This is a genomic window from Roseovarius sp. M141 (genome assembly GCF_024355225.1).
Lineage (GTDB): Bacteria > Pseudomonadota > Alphaproteobacteria > Rhodobacterales > Rhodobacteraceae > Roseovarius.
The window spans coordinates 3,241,519-3,266,316 of the sequence record NZ_VCNH01000008.1 but is presented as its reverse complement, the minus strand read 5'-3'; the positions used below and the strand labels follow the sequence as shown (position 1 = coordinate 3,266,316).

Annotated in this window: 29 protein-coding genes, 1 tRNA gene and 2 pseudogenes; 15 read left to right on the top strand and 17 right to left on the bottom strand. The window is 61.7% G+C overall.

What is annotated here, in order from left to right; translation table 11 throughout:
- Positions 1-34 precede the first annotated feature (34 nt).
- Positions 35-250 carry a hypothetical protein gene (locus FGD77_RS19870; protein ID WP_255013095.1) on the bottom strand — a complete coding sequence of 72 codons (216 nt, stop codon included), beginning with the start codon at positions 248-250 and terminating at the stop codon, positions 35-37.
- A gap of 131 nt (positions 251-381) precedes the next feature.
- Here FGD77_RS19870 and FGD77_RS19865 point away from each other — a divergent pair, with 131 nt between their 5' ends.
- Positions 382-648: a DUF2312 domain-containing protein gene (locus FGD77_RS19865; RefSeq protein WP_255013093.1), complete on the top strand. Its 267-nt coding sequence runs from the start codon at positions 382-384 to the stop codon at positions 646-648.
- A 164-nt stretch (positions 649-812) separates the two neighbouring features.
- On the opposite strand, the gene FGD77_RS19860 is transcribed toward FGD77_RS19865, so the two are convergent.
- Complete coding sequence (locus FGD77_RS19860) at positions 813-1,571, bottom strand: alpha/beta fold hydrolase (protein WP_255013091.1); 759 nt, start codon at positions 1,569-1,571, stop codon at positions 813-815.
- Positions 1,572-1,667: 96 nt separating this feature from the next.
- Between FGD77_RS19860 and FGD77_RS19855 the strand changes: the two genes are divergently transcribed.
- Positions 1,668-2,042, top strand: coding sequence for a hypothetical protein (locus FGD77_RS19855; RefSeq protein ID WP_255013089.1), 375 nt, complete (start codon positions 1,668-1,670; stop codon positions 2,040-2,042).
- Positions 2,043-2,097: 55 nt separating this feature from the next.
- On the opposite strand, the gene glyA is transcribed toward FGD77_RS19855, so the two are convergent.
- Complete coding sequence (glyA, locus tag FGD77_RS19850) at positions 2,098-3,381, bottom strand: serine hydroxymethyltransferase (protein WP_255013087.1); 1,284 nt, start codon at positions 3,379-3,381, stop codon at positions 2,098-2,100.
- Between the two features lie 173 nt (positions 3,382-3,554).
- Here glyA and FGD77_RS19845 point away from each other — a divergent pair, with 173 nt between their 5' ends.
- Positions 3,555-4,316 carry an NAD kinase gene (locus FGD77_RS19845; protein ID WP_255013085.1) on the top strand — a complete coding sequence of 254 codons (762 nt, stop codon included), beginning with the start codon at positions 3,555-3,557 and terminating at the stop codon, positions 4,314-4,316.
- Between the two features lie 107 nt (positions 4,317-4,423).
- Positions 4,424-4,627, top strand: a complete 204-nt coding sequence (locus tag FGD77_RS19840) for a CsbD family protein (RefSeq protein WP_255013083.1) — start codon at positions 4,424-4,426, stop codon at positions 4,625-4,627.
- Positions 4,628-4,793: 166 nt separating this feature from the next.
- Here FGD77_RS19840 and FGD77_RS19835 read toward each other — a convergent pair whose 3' ends face one another.
- Positions 4,794-5,195, bottom strand: coding sequence for a MerR family DNA-binding transcriptional regulator (locus FGD77_RS19835; protein WP_255013081.1), 402 nt, complete (start codon positions 5,193-5,195; stop codon positions 4,794-4,796).
- A 225-nt stretch (positions 5,196-5,420) separates the two neighbouring features.
- Between FGD77_RS19835 and FGD77_RS19830 the strand changes: the two genes are divergently transcribed.
- The 3 genes and pseudogenes from FGD77_RS19830 (at position 5,421) to FGD77_RS19820 (ending at position 7,657) form a co-directional block, all read left to right on the top strand.
- Positions 5,421-5,822 (top strand): PaaI family thioesterase, encoded by a 402-nt coding sequence (locus tag FGD77_RS19830; protein ID WP_369682743.1) that lies wholly within the window; start codon positions 5,421-5,423, stop codon positions 5,820-5,822.
- Positions 5,819-6,325 carry a PaaI family thioesterase gene (locus FGD77_RS19825; protein WP_255013077.1) on the top strand — a complete coding sequence of 169 codons (507 nt, stop codon included), beginning with the start codon at positions 5,819-5,821 and terminating at the stop codon, positions 6,323-6,325. The genes FGD77_RS19830 and FGD77_RS19825 overlap by 4 nt, the downstream gene beginning before the upstream one ends.
- Positions 6,318-7,657, top strand: a pseudogene (locus FGD77_RS19820) (MATE family efflux transporter). The gene FGD77_RS19825 and the pseudogene FGD77_RS19820 overlap by 8 nt, the downstream one beginning before the upstream one ends.
- Here FGD77_RS19820 and FGD77_RS19815 read toward each other — a convergent pair.
- From FGD77_RS19815 to FGD77_RS19795, 5 genes are read right to left on the bottom strand one after another with little or no spacing between them, the layout of a single operon-like run.
- Positions 7,654-9,279 (bottom strand): hypothetical protein, encoded by a 1,626-nt coding sequence (locus FGD77_RS19815; RefSeq protein WP_255013075.1) that lies wholly within the window; start codon positions 9,277-9,279, stop codon positions 7,654-7,656. The pseudogene FGD77_RS19820 and the gene FGD77_RS19815 sit on opposite strands and share 4 nt — an antisense overlap.
- Before the next feature lie 6 nt (positions 9,280-9,285).
- Positions 9,286-9,633 (bottom strand): arsenate reductase (glutaredoxin), encoded by a 348-nt coding sequence (gene arsC / locus FGD77_RS19810; RefSeq protein ID WP_255013073.1) that lies wholly within the window; start codon positions 9,631-9,633, stop codon positions 9,286-9,288.
- Positions 9,630-10,688: a quinone-dependent dihydroorotate dehydrogenase gene (locus tag FGD77_RS19805; RefSeq protein WP_255013071.1), complete on the bottom strand. Its 1,059-nt coding sequence runs from the start codon at positions 10,686-10,688 to the stop codon at positions 9,630-9,632. The genes arsC and FGD77_RS19805 overlap by 4 nt, the downstream gene beginning before the upstream one ends.
- The gene (locus FGD77_RS19800; protein WP_255013069.1) at positions 10,685-11,023 is read right to left on the bottom strand and encodes a DUF952 domain-containing protein; all 339 of its coding nucleotides are present in this window, start codon (positions 11,021-11,023) and stop codon (positions 10,685-10,687) included. The genes FGD77_RS19805 and FGD77_RS19800 overlap by 4 nt, the downstream gene beginning before the upstream one ends.
- A 51-nt stretch (positions 11,024-11,074) precedes the next feature.
- Positions 11,075-11,806, bottom strand: a complete 732-nt coding sequence (locus FGD77_RS19795; protein ID WP_255013067.1) for a folate-binding protein YgfZ — start codon at positions 11,804-11,806, stop codon at positions 11,075-11,077.
- A 69-nt stretch (positions 11,807-11,875) separates the two neighbouring features.
- On the opposite strand from FGD77_RS19795, the gene FGD77_RS19790 reads away from it, so the two are divergent.
- Together FGD77_RS19790 and FGD77_RS19785 are read left to right on the top strand one after the other, a co-directional pair.
- Complete coding sequence (locus tag FGD77_RS19790; RefSeq protein WP_255013065.1) at positions 11,876-12,547, top strand: TIGR04283 family arsenosugar biosynthesis glycosyltransferase; 672 nt, start codon at positions 11,876-11,878, stop codon at positions 12,545-12,547.
- Between the two features lie 93 nt (positions 12,548-12,640).
- Positions 12,641-12,714 (top strand) — tRNA-Gly (locus FGD77_RS19785).
- A gap of 156 nt (positions 12,715-12,870) precedes the next feature.
- Here the strand turns inward: FGD77_RS19785 and FGD77_RS19780 are convergent.
- The 3 genes from FGD77_RS19780 to FGD77_RS19770 form a co-directional block, all read right to left on the bottom strand.
- Positions 12,871-13,092, bottom strand: coding sequence for a hypothetical protein (locus FGD77_RS19780; RefSeq protein WP_255013055.1), 222 nt, complete (start codon positions 13,090-13,092; stop codon positions 12,871-12,873).
- A gap of 172 nt (positions 13,093-13,264) precedes the next feature.
- On the bottom strand, positions 13,265-13,909 hold the full coding sequence (locus FGD77_RS19775) for a hypothetical protein (RefSeq protein ID WP_255013053.1): 645 nt from the start codon (positions 13,907-13,909) through the stop codon (positions 13,265-13,267).
- A gap of 57 nt (positions 13,910-13,966) precedes the next feature.
- Positions 13,967-14,128 carry a hypothetical protein gene (locus FGD77_RS19770; RefSeq protein ID WP_255013050.1) on the bottom strand — a complete coding sequence of 54 codons (162 nt, stop codon included), beginning with the start codon at positions 14,126-14,128 and terminating at the stop codon, positions 13,967-13,969.
- A 741-nt stretch (positions 14,129-14,869) separates the two neighbouring features.
- On the opposite strand from FGD77_RS19770, the gene FGD77_RS19765 reads away from it, so the two are divergent.
- A complete protein-coding gene (locus FGD77_RS19765) occupies positions 14,870-15,694 on the top strand; it encodes a hypothetical protein (RefSeq protein ID WP_255013040.1) in 825 nt (274 codons plus the stop codon).
- Between the two features lie 220 nt (positions 15,695-15,914).
- Here the strand turns inward: FGD77_RS19765 and FGD77_RS19760 are convergent, their stop codons facing one another.
- The gene (locus FGD77_RS19760; RefSeq protein ID WP_255013039.1) at positions 15,915-16,415 is read right to left on the bottom strand and encodes a hypothetical protein; all 501 of its coding nucleotides are present in this window, start codon (positions 16,413-16,415) and stop codon (positions 15,915-15,917) included.
- Between FGD77_RS19760 and FGD77_RS19755 the strand changes: the two genes are divergently transcribed.
- The 3 genes from FGD77_RS19755 to FGD77_RS19745 all read left to right on the top strand — a co-directional run bounded on the left by FGD77_RS19755 (position 16,399) and on the right by FGD77_RS19745 (position 19,234).
- On the top strand, positions 16,399-16,962 hold the full coding sequence (locus FGD77_RS19755; RefSeq protein WP_255013036.1) for a hypothetical protein: 564 nt from the start codon (positions 16,399-16,401) through the stop codon (positions 16,960-16,962). The genes FGD77_RS19760 and FGD77_RS19755 overlap by 17 nt on opposite strands.
- Positions 16,963-17,073: 111 nt before the next feature.
- Positions 17,074-18,555 carry a hypothetical protein gene (locus FGD77_RS19750; protein WP_255013034.1) on the top strand — a complete coding sequence of 494 codons (1,482 nt, stop codon included), beginning with the start codon at positions 17,074-17,076 and terminating at the stop codon, positions 18,553-18,555.
- A complete protein-coding gene (locus FGD77_RS19745) occupies positions 18,515-19,234 on the top strand; it encodes an autotransporter outer membrane beta-barrel domain-containing protein (protein ID WP_369682770.1) in 720 nt (239 codons plus the stop codon). Before FGD77_RS19750 ends, FGD77_RS19745 begins: the two co-directional genes overlap by 41 nt.
- A 186-nt stretch (positions 19,235-19,420) precedes the next feature.
- On the opposite strand, the gene FGD77_RS19740 is transcribed toward FGD77_RS19745, so the two are convergent.
- Both FGD77_RS19740 and FGD77_RS19735 read right to left on the bottom strand, forming a co-directional pair.
- Complete coding sequence (locus tag FGD77_RS19740; RefSeq protein WP_255013030.1) at positions 19,421-20,578, bottom strand: calcium:proton antiporter; 1,158 nt, start codon at positions 20,576-20,578, stop codon at positions 19,421-19,423.
- 98 nt (positions 20,579-20,676) lie between these two features.
- Complete coding sequence (locus tag FGD77_RS19735; protein WP_255013028.1) at positions 20,677-21,219, bottom strand: DUF2799 domain-containing protein; 543 nt, start codon at positions 21,217-21,219, stop codon at positions 20,677-20,679.
- A 703-nt stretch (positions 21,220-21,922) separates the two neighbouring features.
- Between FGD77_RS19735 and FGD77_RS19730 the strand changes: the two genes are divergently transcribed.
- Both FGD77_RS19730 and FGD77_RS19725 read left to right on the top strand, forming a co-directional pair.
- On the top strand, positions 21,923-22,189 hold the full coding sequence (locus FGD77_RS19730; RefSeq protein ID WP_255013026.1) for a hypothetical protein: 267 nt from the start codon (positions 21,923-21,925) through the stop codon (positions 22,187-22,189).
- Between the two features lie 229 nt (positions 22,190-22,418).
- Entirely contained in the window at positions 22,419-22,961 is a 543-nt protein-coding gene (locus tag FGD77_RS19725) for a hypothetical protein (RefSeq protein WP_255013024.1), read from the top strand.
- 82 nt (positions 22,962-23,043) lie between these two features.
- Here the strand turns inward: FGD77_RS19725 and FGD77_RS19720 are convergent.
- Positions 23,044-23,434 (bottom strand): annotated as a pseudogene (locus tag FGD77_RS19720) (transposase); the annotation flags it as partial.
- Between the two features lie 531 nt (positions 23,435-23,965).
- Positions 23,966-24,736 carry a FadR/GntR family transcriptional regulator gene (locus FGD77_RS19715; RefSeq protein WP_255013022.1) on the bottom strand — a complete coding sequence of 257 codons (771 nt, stop codon included), beginning with the start codon at positions 24,734-24,736 and terminating at the stop codon, positions 23,966-23,968.
- Positions 24,737-24,798 lie beyond the last annotated feature (62 nt).

Sequence of the window (24,798 nt, the reverse complement as noted above, 5' to 3'; positions counted from 1 at the left end):
CTGGCGCTGTTCGTCGCGGGGCTGTTGGTCACGCTCAGCGCAGCATGATGCCCAGAACGACCATCATCAGGCCGATGACCGACAGCAGCAGTGCACCGGTGTTGACTGGCAAAACCTTGCGCAGGACATCGCGCATGGCCGTGTCGTCCAATCCGGCGCGCCGGGCGCGCCATACACGGGCCACGCACCAGACCAGGCCACCAAGACCGAGGAGCGATACAGCCGCGCCGCACCAGATCAGTATTTCCATTGCTGCTCTCCTGACTTTACCGGTTTGCCCGCTGACCTAGTCCATCGGCCGCCCAAGCTCAAGCAGGCGGGGCTTGCGGGGGCGGCGGGGGCGCGGTAGTGACACAGCTTTACGACGATGCGGAGAGCAGCATGGACGACCAGACCCCCGGAACCCCCGATACCTATCGCGTGACCGCCGACGAACTGCGCCAGTTCATTGAGCGGATCGAGCGTTTGGATGCCGAGAAGAAAGACCTCGCCGAACAACAAAAAGAGGTGATGGCCGAGGCCAAGGGCCGCGGTTACGATACCAAGGTGATGCGCAAGGTGATTGCATTGCGCAAGCGTGACAAAGACGACATTGCCGAAGAAGAGGCCGTTCTTGAGATGTACAAAGAAGCGCTTGGAATGCAATAAGTGCAATTTAACGCATTGATTGTAGATACTCCCGCTTGGGGCGTTGTGCAGTTTTGAAATAATGTTGTGCAACGCCTGTTTCGCGAAGAACGGTTGATCGATAAATATGATCAGGCCCATCGCCAGTCACGGTCCGATGTTGGCTTTTGGTCCTAACGTCAAGTTTAGCGCTCCAGCCACCCCCGCACCACATCCACAAACGCCCGCGGCTCCTCGGCATGCAGCCAATGGCCCGCGCCTTTCAACGCCGTAAAGCGCGCCTTGGGGAACAGTGATTTGATCACCTCGCGGTGTTCGGGCTGGACGTAGTCAGATGCCTCGCCGGTTAGAAACAGCGCCGGGCGCTCAAAACTGCCGTGAAGATCGGGAAAACCCATGATCTGCGGCATCTCGTCGGCCAGCACGTCGAGGTTCAGGCGCCAACGGCGCCCGGCAACATCCAATGATTGCAGGAAGAACGGCACCAGCGCCGGATCGTCGACCAACGGTTCCAATAGCGCGGTCGCGTCCGAGCGTTTCTCGATGCGCGACAGGTCCACCCGGCGCATCGCGTCGAGGTATTTCAGCTGGCTGTGCCCATAGGCAACCGGCGCGATGTCTGCGACGATCAGGCGGTTGACCAGGGCCGGCTGTGTCATCGCCAGCGTCATCGCCGCCTTGCCGCCCATCGAATGGCCCAGCACGTCAACCGGGCCGTCCAGAGCCTCGCAAATCTCGGCCAGATCGGCGGCCAGATCTGCGTAGCTGTGGGTGTCTTTCCAATCGCTCATCCCGTGATTGCGCAGATCCACCGCCACGACGCGGCGGGTATCGGCCAGACGCCGCGCGATCACGCCCCAGTTCCGGGCCGAGCCATAGAGACCGTGGGCGATCAGCAGGGTGGGGGCGTCCGTGCGCACCCCGTGGTCAATCATGTTCAACATGGGCCAAGTGATATCGCGCTGCCGCCTGCGCTTCCAGCCCCCATTGAGCCTTGGGCGCCGCGTGGGTAGTGTTCGGGGCGAGATGAGGGGCCAAAGATGATCGATCCGGTGACATTTCAGAAAGATATCGACGCAATGCAGGTCAAACTGCGCACCCGTCTGGGCGCGCGTGGCAAGACGCTGGCCCATTCCCTGCACCGGGCCAGGCGGTCTCTGCCTGGATCCGCGCAGCAGGCAGGTGCCCGGCTGGTACAGATGCAGGCAATGGTCGCCCATCCCCGCCTGCGCCGTCTGGTGGCGCGCGCGCAGGTCGATGCCGCGCTGAGCGCGTTGAACGCGCCATTGGCAACAATCAACGTCAAGGAACGGCGCAAGGACCGGTTGCTGGGGCTTGCCGGTAGCGTGGTGTTCAACCTGTTGATTCTGGGCGCGGCGATCATTGCGTTCATGCTCTGGCGCGGGCTGCTCTGAAGCGCAAAACGGCGCCGCTGTTTCCAGCGGCGCCGCATTTGTGCAAGTTATCGGCTCAGAGGTTGGGGTAGAGCGGGAAGCGTTCGCACATTTGTGCAACTTCGCCGCGCACCTTCGCCTCGACATCGCTGTTGCCATCCGCGCCATTGGCGGCCAGACCATCGACCAGTTCGACGATCCAGTCACCGATCTGGCGGAACTCGGCCTCTTTGAAGCCACGCGTGGTACCTGCCGGGCTGCCCAGACGCAGGCCGCTGGTGACGGTCGGTTTTTCCGGGTCGAACGGGACGCCGTTCTTGTTGCAGGTGATATGTGCGCGGCCCAGCGAGGCGTCGGCGATGTTGCCCGTCACCTTCTTGGGGCGCAGATCGACCAGCATCAGATGCGTATCGGTGCCGCCGGTGACGATGTCCAAACCACCCTTTTTCAGCTGGTCGGCCAGCGCCTGGGCATTCTTGACGACCTGCTGGATGTAGCCCTTGAATTCGGGGCGCAGCGCCTCGCCAAAGGCGACGGCCTTCCCCGCGATCACATGCATCAGGGGGCCACCCTGAATGCCGGGGAAGATGGCCGAGTTGAACTTCTTGGCCAGCGCCTCGTCATTGGTCAGGATCATGCCGCCGCGCGGGCCGCGCAGCGTCTTGTGGGTGGTGGTGGTGGCGACATGCGCGTGCGGGAAGGGCGAGGGGTATTCGCCCGCCGCGATGAGACCCGCAAAATGCGCGACGTCGGCCAGAACATAGGCGCCGACCATATCGGCGATCTCGCGGATGCGCTTGAAATCCAGATGACGCGGGATGGCGCTGCCGCCGGCGATGATCATCTTGGGCTTGTGCTCTTTGGCCATCGCTTCCATCTGGTCGTAATCAACGTCCAGAGTGTCGCGGCGCACGCCGTATTGAACGGCGTTGAACCACTTGCCCGACTGGTTGGGCGCGGCGCCATGGGTCAGGTGGCCTCCGGCGTCGAGGCTCATCCCGAGGATGGTGTCGCCGGGGGACAGCAGCGCCTGCATGACGCCCTGGTTGGCCTGCGATCCCGAATTGGGCTGCACATTGGCGAATCCGCAGCCGAACAGCTCGCATGCCCGCTCGATCGCGAGATTCTCGGCGACGTCGACGAACTGACAGCCGCCATAGTAGCGGCGGCCGGGATAACCTTCGGCGTATTTATTGGTCATGACGGACCCTTGGGCCTCCATGACAGCGGCCGAAACGATGTTTTCGGACGCGATCAGCTCGATTTCGCTGCGCTGTCGGCCCAGTTCGCTGGTGATCGAGTTGAACAGCTCAGGGTCTCGGCTGGACAGGGATTCGGTGAAAAAACCGGAGTCGGACATGGGGTGGCTCCCTAATTGCAATGTCGTTGCAGGATGTGGTAGCGGAAACATTCTTACAATGTAAGCTGGTAATGCGACAATTTCGTGCGGCGATGCGGCAGTGCTGGTACAGACGGACAAAACATGATGTCACTGCACGCCGTATCAGACAGCACAGCGGGGCGAGCGAAAAGATGCGCGGAAACATTGCTTTTCTGGCCAGCGGGGCGCCCAGTGCACGCGCCGCGCAGACCGCTTTGGTGCGCCGGTTCGGCACAGTCCCCGAAGAGCGCGCCCGCGTCATCGTGGCGCTGGGCGGCGATGGTTTCATGTTGCAGACCCTGCACCGGACGCAGGAACTGGATGTGCCCGTCTACGGGATGAATCGCGGCACTGTCGGATTCTTGATGAACGAATATAGCGAGGCCGATCTGATGGAGCGGCTGGAGGCCGCAGGCGAAGAGGTGATCAACCCTCTGTCGATGCACGCGGAATCCACCGACGGCGGTACGCACCGCGCCCTTGCCATCAACGAGGTATCGCTCCTGCGGGCCGGACCGCAGGCCGCGCAGCTGAAGATCACCGTCGACGGGCATGTGCGGCTGGAGGAACTGTCCTGTGACGGCGCGCTGCTATGCACGCCCGCCGGATCGACGGCCTATAATTACAGCGCACACGGCCCGATCCTGCCGATCGGGTCCGATGTTCTGGCCCTGACCGCCGTCGCCGCCTATCGCCCCCGCCGCTGGCGCGGTGCGCTGCTGCCCAAGGCTGCAACGGTGCGTTTTGATATCTGCGAGCCGGAAAAGCGCCCTGTGATGGCAGTGGCCGACAGCACGGCGGTCGCCGATGTGCTGTGGGTCGAAATCCGGTCGGAGCCCAGCATCGCCCATCGTATCCTGTTTGATCCGGGCCATGGGCTGGAAGAAAGACTGCTGCGCGAGCAATTCGTCTGATTCGCCCGGCCGGGCATGGAACCATAGGGCCGGTCGCCAAGTTAGGACAGTCATAGAGGGGCGAGACATTCACCCCTGTAACGACAACCCTAAGACAGGAGCGAAAAATGAACTGGGATACCATCAAAGGCAATTGGAAGCAGCTGACCGGCGAAGCAAAATCGCAGTGGGGCAAGCTGACGGATGACGACGTTCAGCAAGCCGAGGGCGAGCGCGAGAAGCTGGTAGGCAAGGTACAGGAACGTTATGGCGTGGCCAAGGACGAGGCCGAGCGCCAGGTTGACGAATTCGCCGCACGCGTCAACAAATAGCGTTGCAGGGGGGCTTGCACAGACCCTCAGAGTGCAGTCATGATCAGGGGCGGTTCCTTTGGGGCCGTCCCTTTCGCGTGTATCGGCAAGGCCAAAAGTGCCCGATTGTATCGCAACATTGCTTCACGTGATGGGCGCAGAATTAAAGGTATGGCCGCTGAAATGGCTAATCCGTGATGGAATCAGGGGGCTTACCTTCGGCCAGTAGTCGCTCTGCCCAGTCTATATTGCCACGCAAGTCCTCAATCGCGGCATCCAGTTCCTCGCGCTGCCGGAGCATCTGCGCCAGACGCGCGCCAGCCAGCTCCTTCGTGCGCAACAGTTGTGCATTATGCGGATCGCCTGATTCGTAGAGGTCCAGCAACTGGCGAATATCCTCCAGCGCAAAACCGAACCGCTTGCCGCGCAAAATAAGCTTGAGCCGTGCGCGATCCCGATTGGTGAAAAGCCGCTTTTGAACTTGCCGGATAGGTGCCAGAAGCTCCTTGGCCTCGTAAAAGCGCAAGGTGCGCGGTGTCACGTCGAATGCATCGCACATCTCACGGATTGTCATCGTCTCGCCGGTCATATTGAACCTGAATATACAGTGTGATTTAAGTCCCTATAGTAGTTTGCCGTTACGTAAATACAACATGGACGGGGTGTTATGCACGCAGATTTAGGCGTCAATATTGCGTGAACGCGCGTGTACGGTTCCGGGTTGCGCCCACGCGGGGTGGCACTGATACACTATAGCCAGATGTATTGCACAGAGAGACCGGTCATGGAAGTCGGCGAAAAAGAGTCCCCGAAGATGGCAAAAGAATTCTTTGCCGCGCTTCCGCATGCCGTGGCGCTGGGTCTGGTATCCGAGCGGATAGAGGGCGGCTGCGCCGTCATGTCGATGCCTTGGGCCGAAAAGCTGGTGGGCGATCCGGCCACCGGTGTGGTGCATGGCGGGGCTGTCAGCACGTTGATGGATACCTGCTGCGGCGCCGCCGCGATGAGCCATCCACAGGCTGCCGGCGCCACGGCCACGCTGGGGCTGCGGATCGACTACATGCGCCCGGCCACCCCCGGCCAGACCATCCGCGCCGAGGCGACGTGCCATCATGTCACGCGCACGGTCGCCTTTGTGCGGGCGGTGGCGGTCGATGACGATGCGGAGCGCCCGGTCGCCACGGCCACCGGCACATTTACCGTCGCAGGCGCATGATGCCCCGCCGCCCCGCCCCCGAACCCGTTCAGGTGGTCAAGCAGCGCCGGGACGAGACGCTGGCCGCGCTGGTCGGCGGCGTGCCCTATATCGGATTTCTCGGTGCCCGGTTCGAGCGGCGCGGAGATGAACTGACCGGCATCCTGCCCTATGCGGATGCGCTGATCGGTAATCCGCTTTTGCCTGCGCTGCACGGCGGTGCCACGGCAGCGTTTCTGGAAATGACTGCGATCATCAGCCTTGGCTGGGCGATGCTGTGGCCCCGGATCGAAGGCGGCGCGCCGGTGCCCGAGGTGGGCGCGCTGCCCGCATTGCCCAAGACCATAGATTTCACCATCGATTTTCTGCGCACCGGCCTGCCGCGCGATGCCTACGCCCGCGCGCAGATCACGCGTGTCGGGCGCCGTTATGCGTCGGTGCAGGCCGAGGCGTGGCAGGACAATCGCGACCGCCCCATTGCACAGGCGTCCGGGCATTTTCTGATGCCGCCGCGCGATGAGTGACAGTTTTACCGCGCGCGCGCCTGCCCACATCCGCCTGACGCATCGCCGCGTGCTGCGCATCGCATGGCCGATAGTGCTGTCCAATGCCACGGTGCCGCTGCTGGGAATCGTCGATACCGGTGTGATCGGCCAGTTGGGGCAGGCCGCGCCCATCGGCGCCGTGGGCGTGGGCGCGGTGATCCTGACGGCGATCTACTGGATCTTCGGCTTTCTGCGCATGGGCACCAGCGGGCTGACTGCGCAGGCACGCGGCGCGGGCAATGTACCCGAGGTCGCGGCGATGCTGACGCGCAGCCTGCTGATCGGCGGGGCGGGCGGCGTGATGGTTCTGCTGCTGCATGTTCCGCTATTTGCCGGCGCCTTCGCGCTGTCCCCCGCCAGCGCCGAGGTCGAGCGCCTCGCGCAGGACTACATGAGCATCCGCGTCTGGAGCGCGCCCGCCATGATCGCCCTGTTCGGCATGACCGGCTGGCTGATCGCGATGGAGCGGACGGGTGCCGTGCTGGTGATTCAACTGGTGATGAACGGGCTGAACATCGCGCTGAACCTGTGGTTCGTTCTGGGCCTTGACTGGGGCGTGACGGGCGTGGCCTGGGCCACTTTTGTCGCTGAATGGGCCGGGCTGATCTGCGCCTTCGTCCTGTGCCGCGATGCATTTCGGGTGCCGGAGCCTGGCGCAACTGGGCACTGATTTTTGACAGGGCGCGGCTGTGGCAGATCGCGTCGGTGAACACCGACATCCTGATCCGCTCGGCCCTGCTGGAGGTGGTGCTGCTGTCCTTCATCTTTCTGGGCAGTGATCTGGGCGACGTCACGCTGGCGGCCAATCAGGTGTTGGTGCAGTTCCTGCATGTCAGCTCGTATATGATGGACGGCTTTGCCTTCGCGGCCGAGGCGCTCGTGGGCCAAGCGGTGGGCGCGCGGGCGGCAGGCGCTGTGCGGCGCGCGTCAATTCTGACCAGCCAATGGGGCGTGGGCGCGGGGATCTTGCTTGCGCTGAGTTTCGCGCTGTTCGGCGGTGCAGCAATAGATATGCTGGCCGCGTCCGAGGAGGTGCGTGCGGCGGGCCGCGAATTCCTGCCGTGGATGGTGGCGGCGCCGATATTTGGCGCGGCGGCGTGGATGCTGGACGGCATCTTCATCGGCGCCACGCGTACCCGCGACATGCGCAACATGATGATCGTTTCGCTGGCCGTCTACGGCGCGACGCTGGTGGTGCTGGTGCCGATTTTCGGCAATCACGGCCTGTGGATCGCGCTGCTGGTCAGCTTCGCGGTGCGTGGCATCACGCTGGGCCTGCGCTATCCGGCGCTGGAGCGGGCGGCGACCTAGTCGCTGGTGCGCAGGCGCGAGCGCTGGACGATGGCAATGGTCGCCAGCGGTAGGGTCACGGTCAGCACGCCCACCACGATCAGCAGGATTCCCAACTGGCTGTAATCGGCGGGCACTGTCACCACACCTGTCTGGCGATCCGTCACCTCACGCGTGACGATGAACACCTCATTCAGGTATTTCGTCCCTAGGGCCGAGGCCGACAGCGCGAGGTTCGTGAACGATGCCATCACGGCAAAGAACGTCGCCTTGAGGTTGCTGGGCGCATTGCGCGCGATCCAGGCCAGCATGGGGATCAGGGCGATCTGGCTCAGCGGGCTTTCGGCGGCGGTGTCCAGCACGGCGATGAAGCGCGCATCGACAATGCCCCAGGTCAGCGGCGCGGTGATGTCCTGAATGCCGTAGTACAGCGCGATATTCGGCAGCGCCAGCACACCTGCGATCAGCGTCAGCGTCAGGTAGACCCGCGTCAGCCTGCGCTGCGCCATGTAGGGGCGCAGCACCAGCATCGCGATCAGCGTCAGCATCGAGGCGATCAGCCCCAGCACGGACAGGAACTGCGCATCGAACTTCAGCCCGTCAATGACAAACCACGTTGCGCCGGGGCCGGGCAGGGGCACCGCGCGAAAGACAAAGACGATCAGCGCCGTGCCGATCAGCATGCGCGCCTGCGCCGGGTTGATCGCGCGGATCAACTGGCGCATCAGAAGCAACACGATGGTCATCGACCCGGCAAAGACGATCTCCTGCGCGTAGGGCACATCGAGCAGGCCCACCGTCAGCGACAACGCGACAAAGGCGCCGCCGCCGATAAAATACCACGGGTTGGGTTTGGTCGGTGCGCCGGGGCGGGCCTCAAACGGGGTGGTGTCCTGCCCCAATGCACGGGCGCGGCGAATGGCGCGGCCCCGCTGCCACGCGGCCAGCGCGACGCCCGAGACCGAGATGAGCGGCACGACCATCGCGATGGCGTAGATGCGCGCGTAAACGGCGGCCTTCTCGGCCTGCGGCAGCGTCTCGGCCCCGTCGAAGGCGGCGATGTTGATCGCCGCGACGATCAGCGTGCCGCCGATCAGCGCGATCCGCCCCAGCGTTTGCATCGTGGTATGCAATGCACGCGATGTGGCTTCGTCCAGCGGCGCGCCGTCGGCATCGACTACCGGCACCGCCTCGACCGACATGGCATCGGCCACCGCGTCTTGCAGCACCAGACCGCAGGGCATCAGCAATACCGCGGCGACATACCACGCCTCGACCGGCATTAACGCGGCCATCGCGCCGGGCGCCGTGACCAGCAGATACATGATGCCCAGTGCGCCCATAACCAGGGCGGCCCCGAGCCAGACCAGCGCGCCCTTCCAGCGCCAGATGATGTCCACCAGATGCCCCAGCGGCATTTTCAGCGCCCAGGGCAGCCCGGCCCAGAAACCGAGCCCGGCCAGAAATGCCGCTGACAGCCCCAGATATTCCTTGACGAAAAATGTGCCGACGATGCCGGTAATGGTCGAAATTCCGTAGGCCAGATAGATCATCAGCGGCGGCAGGTAGGACCAGCGCATCTGCCGCGCCAGATCGAATACTGTTGCGTCGATCCAGCGGTGGATGCGGCGGACAAAGCGCATTTTTGCTCAGCCGTCCAGAAGGGTCAGCACCGCCTCGGGCGGGCGGCCGATGATAGCGCGGGTCCCGGTCAGGGCCAGTGGCCGCTCGATCAGCTTCGGCTCTGCCGCCATGGCCGCGAATAACGTGTCGTCCGCGTCTTCCTTGGCCAGACCCATGGCCCGAAACGCCGCCTCGCCGGGGCGCATCATGGCGATCACCGGGCCACCCAGCAGGGCATGTGCGGCGCGCAGTTCGGCCTCGGTGAGGGCGTCGTCCAGATAGCGGCGCAGTGTCAGATCAGCGCCGCCTTGCTCCAGCAGCGCAAGCGCGGCGCGCGATTTCGAGCAGCGAGGATTGTGCCAGAGGGTTATCATAGCCATTCTTCCCGGCGGGTGCCGACAGACTCGGCGACGCTGGCGTGTCCATCCGCCTCCAGCAGCCTGTCCAGCCCGTGCGCGATGCGCGGCACCAGCGGCAGCCCCTCATACACCAGCGCCGAATAGAGCTGCACGGCGCAGGCACCGGCGCTGATTTTGGCATAGGCATCCTCGGGCGAGGCAATGCCGCCGACGCCGATCAGGGGCATCTTGCCATCGGTCAGTTTTGAAAGCCGCGCCAGCAGCCGCGTGGATTTATCAAACAGCGGCGCGCCCGACAGCCCGCCGACCTCGCTCTTGGCGGCGCTGGTCAGTCCGCCGCGATCCAGCGTCGTATTGGTCGCAATGATCCCGGCCAGTCCAGCACCCTGCGCAACCTCAGCAATCTCGGCCAGGGCGGCATCGTCCAGATCCGGCGCGATCTTCAGGAAAACCGGAATCGGGTGCTCCAACCAGTCGCGCGCTTCCATCACCCCGGCCAGCAGCGCCCTCAGCGCATCGCCGCCCTGAAGATCGCGCAGCTTTTCGGTGTTGGGGCTGGAGACATTGACGGTGGCAAAATCCAGATGCCGACCGCAATGGGCCAGCACGCGGGCGAAATCCTCGGCCCGGTCGTCGCTGTCCTTGTTCGCCCCGAGGTTCAGGCCGATGACAGCGTCTCTGGGGCGCTGCGCCAGCCGTATTGCCGCCGCCTCCATCCCGAGGTTGTTGAAGCCGAAGCGGTTGATGACGCCGCGATCCTCGGGCAGGCGGAACAGGCGCGGCTTGGGGTTGCCCGGCTGTGCGCGCGGCGTCACGGCGCCGACCTCGATCATGCCGAAACCCGCGCGTGCCAGCGGCGTCAGCGCCTCGGCGTTCTTGTCGAATCCTGCGGCCAGCCCGATAGGGTTGTCCAGCCGCAGCCCCGCCACTTCGCAGGCCAGACGCGGCGATGTGATGCGCCCCGGCAACGGAACCAGCCCGGCGCGCAAGGCGCGCAAGGCCAGCCCATGCGCCCGCTCGGGGTCCATGCGGTGAAGCAGGCCAAGGCCGATCCGGTTCAGAGCACTCATTGCGCGTCCGCCGGGAACTGATGCATCCCGTCCAGCAGTGGTAACGTGCGCGCCCAAGCCACATCTGTCAGTCGCAACTGTCGGTAAAGATGAGGGAAAAGCGCGCCGCCGCGCGAGGGCTCCCACCGCAGATCATCGCCCAGAAGATCAGGGTCGATACCCAGCAGCATCAGATCCGCCTCGCCCGCGAAATGTTTGGCTGCCGTCTCGGGGGCCTGCGCGATCGTGGAAAAATGGATATAGCCATCGGCCACATCCACCGGCGCGCCGGTGGTGGCGCCGGTGGCGCGCAGGGCGTCCCATTCAGACTGTCGGAATATCTTGTAGATCATCATGGCCCCCTGATGCCGCGCAGCGCTGCGCCGGTCAAGCGCGATGAGGCTGCATTATTCCGGCGTGTAACGTACCTTGGCGTCGGCGGCCTCCATCGGCCCCACTGCGCGATCAAACCGCAGATAAGCGATGCCGCGCCCGCCCGATTGGGTATAAAGCGTGCCTGCCGCCTTGCCGCCCGCGGTGATGTCGCTGCCCACCGGCGCCGCGCCCTCGACCTGAACGGTGGCGAGGCCCTTGCGCAATTCGGTCTTGTGCTTCATCCGCGCGGTCACTTCCTGACCCACATAGCAGCCCTTGCGAAAGTCGACGCCATTCAGCCGCTCGAACCCGGCCTCTAGGATGAAGGTATCCGGCGTCAGTTCGATCCCGGTCTCGGGGATGCAATGGGCGACGCGCAGCGCGTCCCAATCACTGCCGTCATCGCCGCCGTCCGCACCATACAGGCGCCAGCCCATCGCCGGATCGCGCGGATCGGTCAGCGCGCCCTCGGGCGACGGGCCTGTGCCGCGCCGCACAGCCAGATCCGTCTGGGAAATCTGCACATCGGCGCGCAGGCGGTACATGTTCAACCGCTGGATCAGGCCCGGCGCAATCTGCTCTGATGCGTCGATGTGGATCGCACCACCCCGCTCGAACACAAAGAAGTCAGCCAGATATTTGCCCTGCGGCGTCAGCATCGCGGTATAGACTAGGCCCTGTGTCAGCTTGGCCAGATCGTTTGTGATCAGCCCCTGAAGGAAGCCATGGGCATCGCTGCCGGTGATCTGGTGAATGGACCTCATCGCTGCTACCTCTCGTTCGTGCCACCCCTGTCATATAGGATCTCAGAGCGTCGGCAACAGGGGGCGATGATGCGCGCAAAGCTGTCCGTGATCGTGCCGGTACTGAACGGCGCCGCCGACCTGCCCGCGCTGCTGGCCGGGTTGATGGCGGGGGTAGAGGCCGGGCTGATCCGCGAGCTGATTCTGTCCGACGGTGGATCGCGCGACGCGACGATGGGTATCGCCGAGGATGTGGGGGCGATCTGGATCACCGGCCCTGCGTCCCGCGGCGAGCAGTTGCGCCGCGGTGCGGCCGCGGCGGGCGGCGACTGGCTGTTGTTTGTGCATGCCGATACAGTTCTGCCAGATGGCTGGGTGCAGGCGGTAGAGGCGCAGGTGGAGGATGGCCGTCCCGGATATTTTCGCCTGTCCTTTGACGCGCAGGGCGTGGCTCCGCACATCGTGGCGGGCTGGGCCAATTTGCGCGCGCTGCTGTTTCGCCTGCCATATGGCGATCAGGGTCTGCTTATCTCGCGGGCCGAGTATGACGCCGCAGGTGGATATCCGGACATTCCCCTGATGGAGGATGTGGCGCTGGCCCGCCGTCTTGGCCGCCGGTTGCGGATGATGCCGCTGGCACTGCGCACCAGCGCCGCGCGATACAGCCGCGATGGCTGGGTCCGGCGCGGCGCGCGCAACCTGTGGCTGCTGGCGCGCTATTTGACCGGCGCCGACCCCGAGGTGCTGCGGCGGCGCTATTGAGGGACTGGCGACCGGGCGCGCGGCGAAAATTCGCGGAATTCTCTGCGCCCGCTTGCCTAGGCGCGCGCCGCGCGGTAACAGGGGTTTGCCCGAGCGGGCGTTGTGTAATGGTAAGACCTCAGCCTTCCAAGCTGATGATACGGGTTCGATTCCCGTCGCCCGCTCCAGGATCTCCCCACTGTCAGTTGTCAGTTACACCATCCCTTTTCTGGATTTCACACCATCCTTTTCCGGCGGGGCGTGATGCTTCGCGGTGATGGCCCGTCGCATCAGTAAATGAGGGCTGAGTTTTTAACGGGAAGCTTTTCATCCGTTGAGGCGCGTCACCAAGTATACTTGGTGATCAGCCCCCCGCGCCAAAAGGCATGCTCCACGTCCTCGCGGAGATAGAGGTGCCCAAAATCCTCGCCTCCGGGCGAGAAAGGACGCATGCCCGACCCCTTGAGGTGGACCAGAATCGTGTTCCAGCGTTCCCCGGATTCACCAACCAGCGTCGACAAGGTTACGAAACGTCGGTGAAACGCTGCGATATCCGCCTTGGTCATACAGAACCGCTCGCCTCCACTTTTCGGGAACTTCAGCTGCGTAGCCGGCATGTGACCAGCCGATGCGAGAGCCACCAATCGTTCTGTTACCCGGAGGCCGATCGACTGCCCGAAAGCCGACATTGATGTCACGTCAGGACCCAGCAGGAGCCCCGCCCGATCCGCCAATAAATCAATCGCGTCCTTTTTGACGGTGATCGCCTGATAACCGTGGATTTCCGGTCGACACCCGGCAAGGAAGGCCTCCTTCCCGTATTGCGTTGATTATCGCGCCAACCCGCAGACCCGTACGGTTCTTGGCATGCTGAATTCTCTCCCATGGTTCGTCATCGACCTCGATGGTCGCCGCCGTCGCTTGAAGTTCAGCCACGAGTTTGAGTCCATCGGCGGGGTGCCAAGGCGAATTGATGGCCGCAAGCGCGGTCATGGGAACGAGAACCTCATCTTCGATCAGAGATTTCAGCTCCAACTTCGAGGCGCCGATTAAGTTATGCATCTCTATCGGTCCGACGAGGTGCCCGGCCTCTTCGAGGAGCGGGGCATATCGATGCGCGTCGAATGTCTTGCGGGCCGTGGGCCGGTCGTCATCCTCGGCAATCGCCCCGGCCGCCATCGGGAACTTCTCCAGTAAAGATGGCGCGAGACCGGTCTCGCGGGCTGCGGTATGAAGAGAGTGCAGGCGACGTTCTGGTTGGACAGCCCCGACGGCGACATCACCCGCAGCCACAGGCCAAGTATCGAAGATTCGTTCGCGCAGGAGGTTGCGGAAAGTGGCAAAGCTATCTTCATATTCGAGCTTCAGACTTGACTCGGACATCGCTCGCCTGCCTCGACACGTCATTACACGAAAATCAGCCCGACAGGGCGTGCGAAGTCATACAAAAATGCCGTGTACGTCGCCCGTAATCTTCGCGCGGTTGAGGTTCTGATAGATCAGGATGCTGTTCGTAACGGACCGGCCGCTGGAGAAGCCTGGAAGCACTACGATCTTGGACACGGCTATTGCAGCTACGATTTCTTCGATCAGCGTCAGCATCGAATGGCCTGCGTGAAGTGCTCTTTTTACATTCCCAAGTTACATTCCCAAGGCATCTTCGCGGGCGCAAATTCTGGAAGGAAAGACCAACCTGCTGCGCCTCCGTCAGGAGATCCCACTGAACGACGATGAGCTTTGGGCCGTCGGACGGCATCGCAGCGCACGATGCACTGGTACAGAAGCTCGCCGACGTGCCGACATCGGACTTGGTCACCCGGCGCTCGACCGACAGGCAGAGATGATTGTCGTTTTCAAAACAGATTTTCGATCGCCAGACTATTTTACTGAGCACAGAGAATGTCCGGGTCAAGCCGAAATTTCCGGATGCTACACTGGATGCGAATGGCAGCTATCGAAGGCGGCAATCAAAACCTACCAAAACCGCAGAGATTCTGGGGGGCTGCCAAGGGATTGATGTTTTGCGAAGGTCGCTCAAGCTGGCGAAAGTATTCGTTTTTTTTGACCTATCCATTTTAGTAAAGAGTTATTTTCCAATGTGTTGACTATATCCCGCCTGCCAAATTTCGCCTTTCAAATTGAGAAAGCAAAAATGGCCTCGGCTTAACCGGTGCAAAAACGTAGCTATTTGTGAGCGAACGTGCTCTAGCCGCGAAATTCCACTTATGATTTTTTTACCGCCCCCGGCGGAATACAACCGCCTCGAGGCCAAGTATGATCGGCGTCTTTCGCGTGTCTCAAAGAAATTCTGCTTGTGGATACACTACATGTCTTGCGGTTCTGTTGGGATCATCAATCCTTGGTCCGCCGGACGGTGCGGCAGCGCAGAACGTGGTCTGCACCAGTCCGACCTATCCCGCCCCCGTGATCCGCCCCGCAGAGCCCAAGAGCGCTTTGGGTAACATACCGGATGGCGTGATCCTTCAGGCCAGCGGGCTGAATGGATGCACCGCCACAAGGAACACCGATAGCGAGCGCAATGGCGGCCCCGGACAGGATGCGGGGGAGACCATCCAGGAAACTTACCCGGCGCGCCGCACCCCTTTTCAATACAAGGCGCCCGTCGCATCACTCAGCAAGGGCGGGCGCGGCGGGGAAGGTGAGTCACAGAATGCCGTAAGTGGAAACGCCACGGGCGGTCGCGGTGGCCAAGCCGGTGCGGGCGCAGATGCAACGCTGACTTTCGGGGGGGCGATCCGGCCGACATCCTTGCCATTTGCGCTCAGGGTCGTCTCCAGCGGAGGCGACGGGGGCGATAGCGGGACTTCCCAGACTTGCGGGCAAGGCAAGGCCTTCAGTGACTATGGCGGCGACGCGGGATCGGCAGGCCAGGCTTACCTGGACGGAAGGTTCGGGATCGGGGTCTTGCTGGGCACATCACCGGTATCGCCATTGATCGATGTCGCCGCAGATGGGGGCAAGGGCGGTGACGGAGGGCGGATCGGCGCCGGAATCGGAGATGGAGGTGGCGGTGGTTTCGGTGGGGATGGCGGCCTGGCCGATGTCACGCACGGGGGCGGTATCACGACCACGGGCAATTTCATGCACGGCATCATCGCGCAATCCGTTGGCGGCGGGGACCGGTATCTTCAGTCTCGCCATCGGTAGTGATGGGGTGTCCGGCGGATCCGCCGAGACGGTCGAGATCAAGAATTTGGGCGGGTTCGTCGCAACCTAAGGCGACCATGCCGTAGGCCTTGACGCCCACAGCATCGGCGGCGGTGGCGGCAAGGGCGGAATGGCCTTTGCGCTGTCCGCAGGTGGGCCCATCGCCGCTTCGGTCGCGATCGGAGGCAAGGGTGGATCGGGCGGTTTGGGCGGCGACGTGTCAATCCGCAACGAAGGCCAGGTCCAGACGTTCGGGCTGGACGCGCCGGGCCTGAAAACCCACAGCATCGGCGGGGGTGGCGGCCACGACGGCGCCGCTGTCGCCAAGGCCTTCGCGGTATCGCCCATCAAAGAGGTTCCGTCCTTCGGGGCGTCGGTCGGGATCGGCGGCGCGGGCGGCACGGGCAACAACGTCGGCAAGGTTTTTACCTTCAGCAGCGGAACGGTCCTGACGGGTGGCCACGGCTCCGCTGCCATCATGACCCAGAGTATCGGCGCGGGCGGCGATTCCTCGGCAAGCTCGTTCGTGGGCGGCGGAACCGATATCGCCATAAGTGGGCCGGTCTCGATCGGTGGGTCGGGTGGGGTGGCTGGCAATGGCAATGACGTGCAGGCCGAAAGCACAGGATTTCTGGCAACCTATGGTCAGGATGCGCCGGGCCTGTTTGCCCAATCGATCGGCGGCGGCGGGCGATCGTGGCACCGTGACCGTGTCGCTCAATCCGGGCACCGATATCCAGACGGCCGGCGTCGCCTCGCACGTGATTTTCGCAAAAAGTGTCGGCGGCGGCGGTGGGAACGCCAAGGCCTCCGGTGTCGTGAAAAACGGTATCTTTGCCATCAAATCGATTCCCTTCGCCCTGACCATCGGCGGCAGCGGCAGCGCCAGCGGCAATGGCGGGCAAGTGACGGTCGACATCAAGGATGGCGCGATCCGCATGACCGGCCCCGACGCGATCGCGATTGTCGCGCAGAGTATCGGAGGAGGCGGCGGCGGCCTGGCCCATCTGACCACGATGGACGCGCTGTTGACCCCTTCGGCCAATCCCGCCGAGGTCAGGACCCCGCCAATCCAAGAGTTTTTTCCGTCGATCAAGTTCGGAGGCAAGGGGGGCAAGGCAGGCGACGGCGGCGCGGTCGCCATCACCATCGAAGGCAATCCGGCGCAGATCACCACCGCGGTTTCAACGACGGGCCAGAACGCCCACGGCCTGGTGGCGCAAAGCCTGGGAGGGTCGGGCGGCGCCGCGATGGGGGCAAGGGGCTGAATTTCTTTATCAAACCAGACAAGGACAGCCTGTCGTCCGGCGGCGGGGGCAAGATCGACGTCGCCTTGTCTCAGGGCATCTTGAACCACCGGCAACGACGCGTTCGGAGCCTTGCTGCATAGTATCGGCGGTACCGGGGGGCTTGCCGGTGATTTTGGCGGCATCGCGGACGGCAGTTACATCGGAATGCTTGTGGACCCTACGATCAGCCAGTCCTTCCGTGGCAGCGGCGGCGACATCACCCTGAAGATGGCCTTGGGCAAGGTCAAGACCAGCGGCGCCCACGCGCCCGCCATTTTCGCGCAAAGCCTTGGCGGTGGCGGCGGTTTGGTCGCCACGACAGACAGATGGTACAAGCGGGTCGCTTGGCGGTCCGGGCGAAGGTCAGGACATCACGGTTCAGATCGTCGCGGACAAGACCCCGGGCGCGGGGGTTATCCGCATGTCATCGCCACCGGTCCCGACCCCGACGGCGTGTTCTTGCAAAGCGAAGGGCAATCGGGTGGCGGTATATTGCGGGTCGCGGTGGGCGATGGATCAAGCGTCCAGGGCGGTTTCGGTTATGCCTACGCTATTCGGCTGTTGGGAATGCGGAGGGATGCCGCAACACCCGACGTGATCAACAATGCGGGCCTCATCCAGGTCGACTCCACGCCTCAAGTTGGCGGTGGCGCGAGCAACACCATGGAAACCTATTGCACGACCGTGATCAATTCCGGAACCATTAATGGCAGTATCGTAGTTCCGCCGACCGCCGAAGCAGGGCAACTTACCGTTGCCAACCAACCATCCGGCCAGATGAATATTGGGACCTCGATGCGGCTTGGCGAGGCGGGCCAACTGAGGAATGCCGGTCTGGTCACCATCGGCGGGACGTCGCAGACGGTGATGACGGGGGATCTGGCGCAAGCCGCCACCGGTCGGCTTCGGTTCGATCTGGACACGGTCAGCGGCACGGAACCTATCCTCGCCATACTGGGCGCGGCTACTCTGGACGGCACGATTTTAGCGAACCCCATCGGCCTGCACAAATCGAAGAAAACCCTGCTGAGCACCACCGATGGCGTGACCCGCGCGCCGGGCTTCACAACCGAGGCACCGTATCTCTTTTCCTACGAAACGGTGGTCGAGGGCCGGGATCTGACCCTGACCACGGATGCCGATTTCCCCAGTGCTGACGGCGCGCAAGGCGGCACCCGCGCCAGCCTTGCGGGCCATTTACAGACGATCTGGGACAGCGGCGAGCCGGGCTTTGCCACCGGTTTTGATGCATTGGCCAACGTTCAGGAGGCCAAGGACTATACCCGGGCGCTCGATCAGATGTCCGGCCGCGCCGTCTCTGCCGTTGCCGCAGCGCGGTATGACGCCAGCCTGCGCCTGGTGAACAGCGCGTTCAGCTGCCCCACATTTGCGGGAAGCGCTCCGCGCCTGACCGAGAAAAGCTACACTTGGGCGCGGGTCGACGTTGCGGATTTCGACCGCGACGCCAGTGGCGGCTCGATCGACTACAGCGGGCGGTCCACAATCCTGACCTTCGGAGGCCAGCACGGAAATTGGGCCGAGCTGGTTCCCGGGCGGTGTCGTCGGATATGAAGACAGCCGTATCAGCAGCACGATGGATGCCACGAACGTGGACGGTCAGGCCGGTCTGGCTGTGCTGGCGCTCAAACGCGAAATCGGACCGTGGGTGATCGGTGGTGCCGTTGATCTGGGGTATGGAACCTACAACACCCGCCGCGATATCACTTTCGGCGGAACCCCATTGCAAACACGCGGATCCAGCAATGCCTTGAATGCGGGCGCGCATTTCAACGCATCCTATCAGAAGTTTTACGGCAACTGGTATGTGGAACCCCAAATCAATCTGGACATGACTTACCTCCGGTTGGACGGCTATCGCGAAACCGGTGCTGGGCCCTTCAACCTTGATGTATCGACATCAGACGACGTCGTCTTTTCTGCGACGCCGGCGGTCAAACTGGGGCGGCGGGTCAATTTGGAAAATGGAACGATCCTGAACGCCTACGCGACCGCCGGGGTGCGCTTTTTAAGCGGCAATGATTGGAACACCAACGCCCGGTTTGCGAATGTGGCGTCCAGCTCGGGAGGGCTCGGCACCACGCTCGACACTCCCGATGTATTGGGCCGGTTCGGCGCAGGCGTCGAGGTATTCAACGAGGGCGGCATTAATTTCAGGGTGCAGTACGATGCAAGCGTGGCCTCCAACTATCTATCGCACCAAGCTGAATTGAGGCTGAGCGTTGCCTTCTAAGCTGCCCGGTTGACGGGATATCGAAGAACATTCTCGTGTTCAGAAAATCTTCAGCGTGTTTTAGGAACATCTGCAAGTTGATTTGCAAAGCAAGCGAGATCCCGTTGCCTGCCATTCTCACCATCTTCGCCGCCACTGTCCGCCCGACGTACCTGGTACCGCCCGCTGCACAACCTGACGGTTCGCTCACGGGCTGAAGATCAGCAATAGATACGCCAGAAATAGCACCAGATGCACCGCGCCCTGAAGCACGTTGGTCCGTGCACCGCCGAACGTCATGGTGCTAATCACCAGTGTCAGCACCAACAGGACGACCGACACGTTGTCGAGGCCGAGCGTCACCGGATGACCGATCGCGAGGCTGATCGCCAAAATCGCCGGAACTGTAAGCCCGATGGTGGCAAGCGCCGAGCCCAAAAGTAGATTGACCGAGCGTTGCAGCAGATTGGCACGCGCCGCGGCGATGGCGGACATGCTCTCGGGCAACAGTACGAGAAGCGCGATCAGTACGCCGCCCAGAGCCACCGGAGCACCAACCTCGACAATGCCGAAATCGACCAGCTTCGCAAGCCGCTTTGACAGAAGCACGATAGGAACAAGGGTCAGCAGCAACATCGCTATGTGATAGGATCGCGACCGGATTGGACCGTGCGCCTCATCGGGTGCGTGCGGGCTTTCTGCTACCGGATCGCCCACGGTCGGCTGCTCAAAAAAGGTGCGGTGCCGCACCGTTTGCATGATCAGAAAAACTCCGTACAACAGGATGGTTATCAGCGCGAAGAATCCAGCCTGTAGCGGTGAAAATGTCGCATCCGCCGTTGATACGGTGAAGTCGGGCAGGATCAGCGCGAACACCGAGAGGGGCAGCAGCACCACCAAAAAGGCCCGTGCGCCCTGCAGGTTATAGTCCTGAACTTTGTGCCGCAGCCCGCCAAGTAGCAACGCCGCGCCGACGAGGCCGTTGAGCACGATCATCAGCACCGCAAACATGGTGTCGCGTGCCAGTTCGGGAGACGCGATGCCAGTGAGCATCACCGATGCGATCAGGGAAACCTCGATCCCGATCACCGAGAGGGTGAGGATCAGCGTTCCGAATGGTTCGCCAAGCAAATGGGCAAGTGCGTCTGCATGCCGCACCACACCAAAGGTTGCCCAGACTGCGGCTGCAAACAGCCACATGAAAATCAACCCTGCAATGAAAAAACCAGTCAGTCCGACAAGCCACCGGTCGCCATGAAGCTGAAAGACCGCAAGTGTGACCGCACCAACAAGAAACGGCGCTTCTTCGCGCGCGCGCGCAATGACTCCGGTCGAGGTCCACCCTGCGCGACCATCTGCCGTCATTCGTGCCTCCTACATTGAAGTCAGAGCCAAGCGGCCACGCCTCACGACAGATGCGCCAAAGGTCGGTCCACCAGAAGGCAACCGCCAAAGCCGAACATTTATTGCGCGAGTTCGGAATAGCGGATCCGTTCGAACTCCAAATCCTGCATGCGGCTCTCTATCCGAGCGAGTTCGCGACGCAATCGGCTGCGTTCACGCAGCTTGTCTTCGTCTGCCAATTCGCTGATACGGCGTATCTGTATGCGCAGGTCATCGGCCTGCGAGCGCAAGTCGCTGATCTGGCTGGTGAGATTGTGGTACTGTCGCCCCGTGATGTTAGCCTGCGTCAGTGCTGCGAGTTGCGGGCCAGTGCAGACAGACGAAAGCGTATTGCCGGAACGTCCAACCTTGTAGGCATTTGCCGGCGTACAGTAACTGCGCAGGCCTTCCGTGCGTCCGGCGAGCCAGGCATTCACATCCGGCACGACACCGATCTTGCCGCAGGCTTCGCGATGTCGGGAGATGTAATCCGTCGAACGACCTGCCGCACCATCGGACACGCCAATGCCACGCCAGTTTCCGTCGCGGCACTGATCTTCCGACAACGAAGCGCAAGACACGAGTAGAAAGGCTGCGAACAATAACATTGCTGACACGCGCATTTTGATTTCCCTCGTGTTTTGACAAAAAGATCAAGCCTACAAGACGACTGTACATGCTGCTGCGTAGTCAGCCAAATTTTCTCTCTGACACGCCTATAAGCATTTGTGCGCATTTTTAGCGGATTCCCAAACGAATTTGTCCCAGCCTCACGCCCATCTCGATCGGGGCCCCCGGCTGCCGTTGCCGGTTTCCGGTCTTGCACAAGCAGCCGCCCCCGCGCCCCGCTTCCCGATTGGGCATCGGAGGGCGTTCTGAACCCAAGGGGATTTGTGGCGTTTGGTGAAACAATAATTATAGAATGTCTCAGGTATCCACTGAAAATCCTTGGAAATTATGATTTATCTGAAGGTTCAGTTACAAAAAAGTCGGCAGATGAGATTTCCTTGTGCCCTGTAGATGGTGCCGCCCAGAAATACGGTGCTGCTGTGGCAAAGAAGATCCAATAGATCGGAGCCACGAATGCCCACGTCGCTGGCGTACATAATTGGCTATACCCGCATAAAGGTGAGTAACCGAAGCGGAGGTGTCAAAACGCCGGGCAGTACGACCGGCTCCGCGTAACTGAAGCGCTCCGCCGCTTGCCCTTCACTCTGTCAGCGCAATTCCCGTATTTTCTGGACATTCCAATTAACTGTGAGGCCAAGGCGCTCGGGATCAGGATGGGCGAGCCGCTGCATCTGATCCGCGACAAGGTCGAGGCGCATGCTGGCGCATTTCGGTCGCTATGTCCCGCTGCCGCGGATCCACGTGTTTCCCGGCAATCACGATTACTGCGATCACGTACTGGACGGGGACGACCGGTTGGCGCGCATCTGCGCTGAGGCAGGTGCCCATTTTGCGCAGAAGCGCGAGACCCTCATCAGTGACACCCGATATCTCTGCTGCACGCTCTGGACCGATTTTGCATTGGGTGGATCGGCCATGGCAGGCATGTACCAGGCCGGAAAGTGGATGAACGATTATCTGTAGATCCGAGTGCAGGGCGAGCGGTACCGCAAGATCGCCCTGGTCGATATCGCTCGCGTGTATGCCGATCACAGGGCGAAGCTGGCAGAGCCAATTGCGGGGCGCACGATCGTCGTAACGCATTATGCGCCGCTGGATGACTGCGTGCCGCGCATTCATGACGTGGCAATGGCCTAGCGTCGACGACTTGGTGATCAGATATGCCGACGGACATCGAGAGTTTCGGAGTGTCATGCTTTCTTTGAGAAAGGGAAGCAAAGCGTGGATCGGCTTGTGGAAGAATTTCGGCGCACAGCATTCCGCTCCTGACTTCAGTCGATGTGACAGTTTCAGTATAATCGTCGAGACAGAGACAGCCGCGAGCCGGTTGGTGCAGATAATTGGGCAAGCGCTGAGCCTTCAACTGATCGGGCAGAACTCCTGCAGTTGTTCGACTAACGCTCAATGCGAAACGGTCGATGATATCGTTGGTGTTTTGGGAGCAGAACAAAAGACTTTTGACGTCTTGCGACGAAGCATGATCATATTCCTGTCCAACAGGCAGGTCGAGAGAGAGGTTGCGTTAAAAAAACTGGCCGAAGATCAACAGGCGCAGCAGCTTCTTTTCGCAGTTCTGCGTGATCTCGTTGGGGGCGACGCGAACGCTCTTCACCGATTAACCGAACTACATGCTACCGAAAACGATTGGCACTTGGCCGACACGATAGCAACGCTCGATAGCGTTGCTTGCCGCGCGCTTGGCCGTCTTTGTTCGCAATACAGATGGAAAATTTGAGATTATTGCTTGAGCGTTTCAAGCGCCGTGTGGATTTGGGCCGTCAGTGGCGGGGTTGTCTGATAGAGTTTCTGCCGATGCTGCGGATCATGTTCACAACCTGCGTGCGCTGCCGAACGACAAAGTCCCGCGACCTGTGGATAGCAAGGACGGCTTGCTGATCTTCTGATTTGATCTCGACAGACCGCATCGTTGGACGACGCACCGCTTCACAGATTGCCTCGGCATCGGTGGCATCGAACTTGCCGCGCTTCACATAGGGTTTGACATAAGCGGCTGGCATCAGCCGAACATCATGCCCGAGTTTACGCAACTCGCGGCCCCAATGGTGGGCGGAATCAAGCCTCCATGCCGACGACACAGCGCGGCAACGTTTCAAAGAACGCCAACAATTTTGCGCGTTTGATCTTCCTGTTGAAAACCTTGCGTCCGGTTTCCGAAGTTCCGTGAACTTGAATCACAACCTTGGCCAACCTCTCAGCGATTGCAATGCAATCGCCTGCCGGTCAGCGGATCCAGGCCAACTGTTTTAACTGTCATTGGGTGGCGCCTCTCTCAGCAGTCGATGGCAACTGCAGTATGGCGCATTGCGAGGCCGGGTGGAGCAGAAGCCATCCACCTCATCCACGAAGGACCGTCCGCGACGCTTAGTAGCCCGCTCTGTGGGCGAGCATGCCGCGCCGTTGCATGTCGGCTCAGAGCCTAACTCGGAAGCGTCAAAATCCTGTTGCGTGCGCAGGCAGAAGGGTTCTTGTTTCAACCGCAGAAAATCTCTTGCTGTCCCGCAGCGGGAACAGCAGTCATTCATATATGATGTAGCAAGAGTCAATTTGGCAATACCGGAGCTGCGGGTGATGCGAAGGTCGGCTGCATGTGGGCGACGACCCGCCGGTTTTCCCGTGCGGACCTTGGAGCGCCAACAGCAGCCGATCCGTGAAGATTGGCTTGGACAGGTAGTGACAGACCTTTGTCACATCGTGACGCTGTGTGGATTGGACGTGAAGCTAGGCCATCAGGCGGCGTTTTGCCGCCATTGTTTCCCAGAGATCACGCTCCTGGCCTGCTCGGAAGGACTGCTCGACGAAGTCCATGTGATCTCGCGCTGCCTTTTCGGCGCGCTCCGGATCGCCTTCGATGATCGCGTTGCCGAGTTCGATATGCTGATTCAAGAGCTGTTCGCCCGAACCGTCGATCGTCCGCAGGTACTGACGGTTGTAGAAGGCGCCCTGCTTGGTCAGGTCGTAGATCGACGCCATCATGTGGATCAGGGTTGCATTGTTGCTGGCATCGACGATGGCTGAATGCAGCGCGAAATCAGCCGTGCGAGAAAGCTGGTGATCGTCGGTTTGCTGGGCCTTGCGCAAGTTGTCCAGCGTTGCGGCGATCCTTTCCTTGTCGTCCTGTGTCGCACGAAGCGCGGCCAAGCGCGCCGCGAAACCCTCCTGTTCGCGTCTGTATTCCAAGTAATCATAGAAAGCCGTAGAATGGCGGCCATAAAGCGACAGCAGCGCCGACGACATCGCCTTGCCGGTCAGCGGGACGATAAACGAGCCTTCTCCATGCCGCACTTTCAGCAACCCTCGGTTCTCCAGTGTTTTCAGCGCTTCGCGCACTTTCGGGCGTGACACGTTCAGCGTTTCGGAAAGTTCACGCTCGGAGGGCAGCTTGCGCCCCTCCTTCAGTACGCCCGACAGGATCATTTCCTCGATCTGCTTGACGACGGCTTGGGCGACGGATTCGTGTCCGACGGGTTCGAAGGGGCTATTGCGGTCCATTTCCTGCTCCTTGATACCTGAGATGCTGCTAGAACCTTATCAGTGGTCTTTATTATTTTCCA

Bases quoted from the DNA above. Each gene is read 5' to 3' on its own strand.
- FGD77_RS19870 (WP_255013095.1), bottom strand. From the start codon at position 250: ATGGAAATACTGATCTGGTGCGGCGCGGCTGTATCGCTCCTCGGTCTT.
- FGD77_RS19730 (WP_255013026.1), top strand. From the start codon at position 21,923: ATGCTGGCGCATTTCGGTCGCTATGTCCCGCTGCCGCGGATCCACGTG.
- FGD77_RS19790 (WP_255013065.1), top strand. From the start codon at position 11,876: ATGCGCGCAAAGCTGTCCGTGATCGTGCCGGTACTGAACGGCGCCGCC.
- FGD77_RS19780 (WP_255013055.1), bottom strand. From the start codon at position 13,092: ATGACCAAGGCGGATATCGCAGCGTTTCACCGACGTTTCGTAACCTTG.
- FGD77_RS19830 (WP_369682743.1), top strand. From the start codon at position 5,421: ATGGCAAAAGAATTCTTTGCCGCGCTTCCGCATGCCGTGGCGCTGGGT.
- FGD77_RS19715 (WP_255013022.1), bottom strand. From the start codon at position 24,736: ATGGACCGCAATAGCCCCTTCGAACCCGTCGGACACGAATCCGTCGCC.
- FGD77_RS19775 (WP_255013053.1), bottom strand. From the start codon at position 13,909: ATGTCCGAGTCAAGTCTGAAGCTCGAATATGAAGATAGCTTTGCCACT.
- FGD77_RS19800 (WP_255013069.1), bottom strand. From the start codon at position 11,023: ATGATGATCTACAAGATATTCCGACAGTCTGAATGGGACGCCCTGCGC.
- arsC (WP_255013073.1), bottom strand. From the start codon at position 9,633: ATGATAACCCTCTGGCACAATCCTCGCTGCTCGAAATCGCGCGCCGCG.
- FGD77_RS19835 (WP_255013081.1), bottom strand. From the start codon at position 5,195: ATGACCGGCGAGACGATGACAATCCGTGAGATGTGCGATGCATTCGAC.
- FGD77_RS19770 (WP_255013050.1), bottom strand. From the start codon at position 14,128: ATGCTGACGCTGATCGAAGAAATCGTAGCTGCAATAGCCGTGTCCAAG.
- FGD77_RS19825 (WP_255013077.1), top strand. From the start codon at position 5,819: ATGATGCCCCGCCGCCCCGCCCCCGAACCCGTTCAGGTGGTCAAGCAG.
- FGD77_RS19815 (WP_255013075.1), bottom strand. From the start codon at position 9,279: ATGCGCTTTGTCCGCCGCATCCACCGCTGGATCGACGCAACAGTATTC.
- FGD77_RS19845 (WP_255013085.1), top strand. From the start codon at position 3,555: ATGCGCGGAAACATTGCTTTTCTGGCCAGCGGGGCGCCCAGTGCACGC.
- FGD77_RS19855 (WP_255013089.1), top strand. From the start codon at position 1,668: ATGATCGATCCGGTGACATTTCAGAAAGATATCGACGCAATGCAGGTC.
- FGD77_RS19735 (WP_255013028.1), bottom strand. From the start codon at position 21,219: ATGCGCGTGTCAGCAATGTTATTGTTCGCAGCCTTTCTACTCGTGTCT.
- FGD77_RS19860 (WP_255013091.1), bottom strand. From the start codon at position 1,571: ATGTTGAACATGATTGACCACGGGGTGCGCACGGACGCCCCCACCCTG.
- FGD77_RS19805 (WP_255013071.1), bottom strand. From the start codon at position 10,688: ATGAGTGCTCTGAACCGGATCGGCCTTGGCCTGCTTCACCGCATGGAC.
- FGD77_RS19865 (WP_255013093.1), top strand. From the start codon at position 382: ATGGACGACCAGACCCCCGGAACCCCCGATACCTATCGCGTGACCGCC.
- FGD77_RS19795 (WP_255013067.1), bottom strand. From the start codon at position 11,806: ATGAGGTCCATTCACCAGATCACCGGCAGCGATGCCCATGGCTTCCTT.
- FGD77_RS19725 (WP_255013024.1), top strand. From the start codon at position 22,419: ATGCTTTCTTTGAGAAAGGGAAGCAAAGCGTGGATCGGCTTGTGGAAG.
- glyA (WP_255013087.1), bottom strand. From the start codon at position 3,381: ATGTCCGACTCCGGTTTTTTCACCGAATCCCTGTCCAGCCGAGACCCT.
- FGD77_RS19840 (WP_255013083.1), top strand. From the start codon at position 4,424: ATGAACTGGGATACCATCAAAGGCAATTGGAAGCAGCTGACCGGCGAA.
- FGD77_RS19740 (WP_255013030.1), bottom strand. From the start codon at position 20,578: ATGACGGCAGATGGTCGCGCAGGGTGGACCTCGACCGGAGTCATTGCG.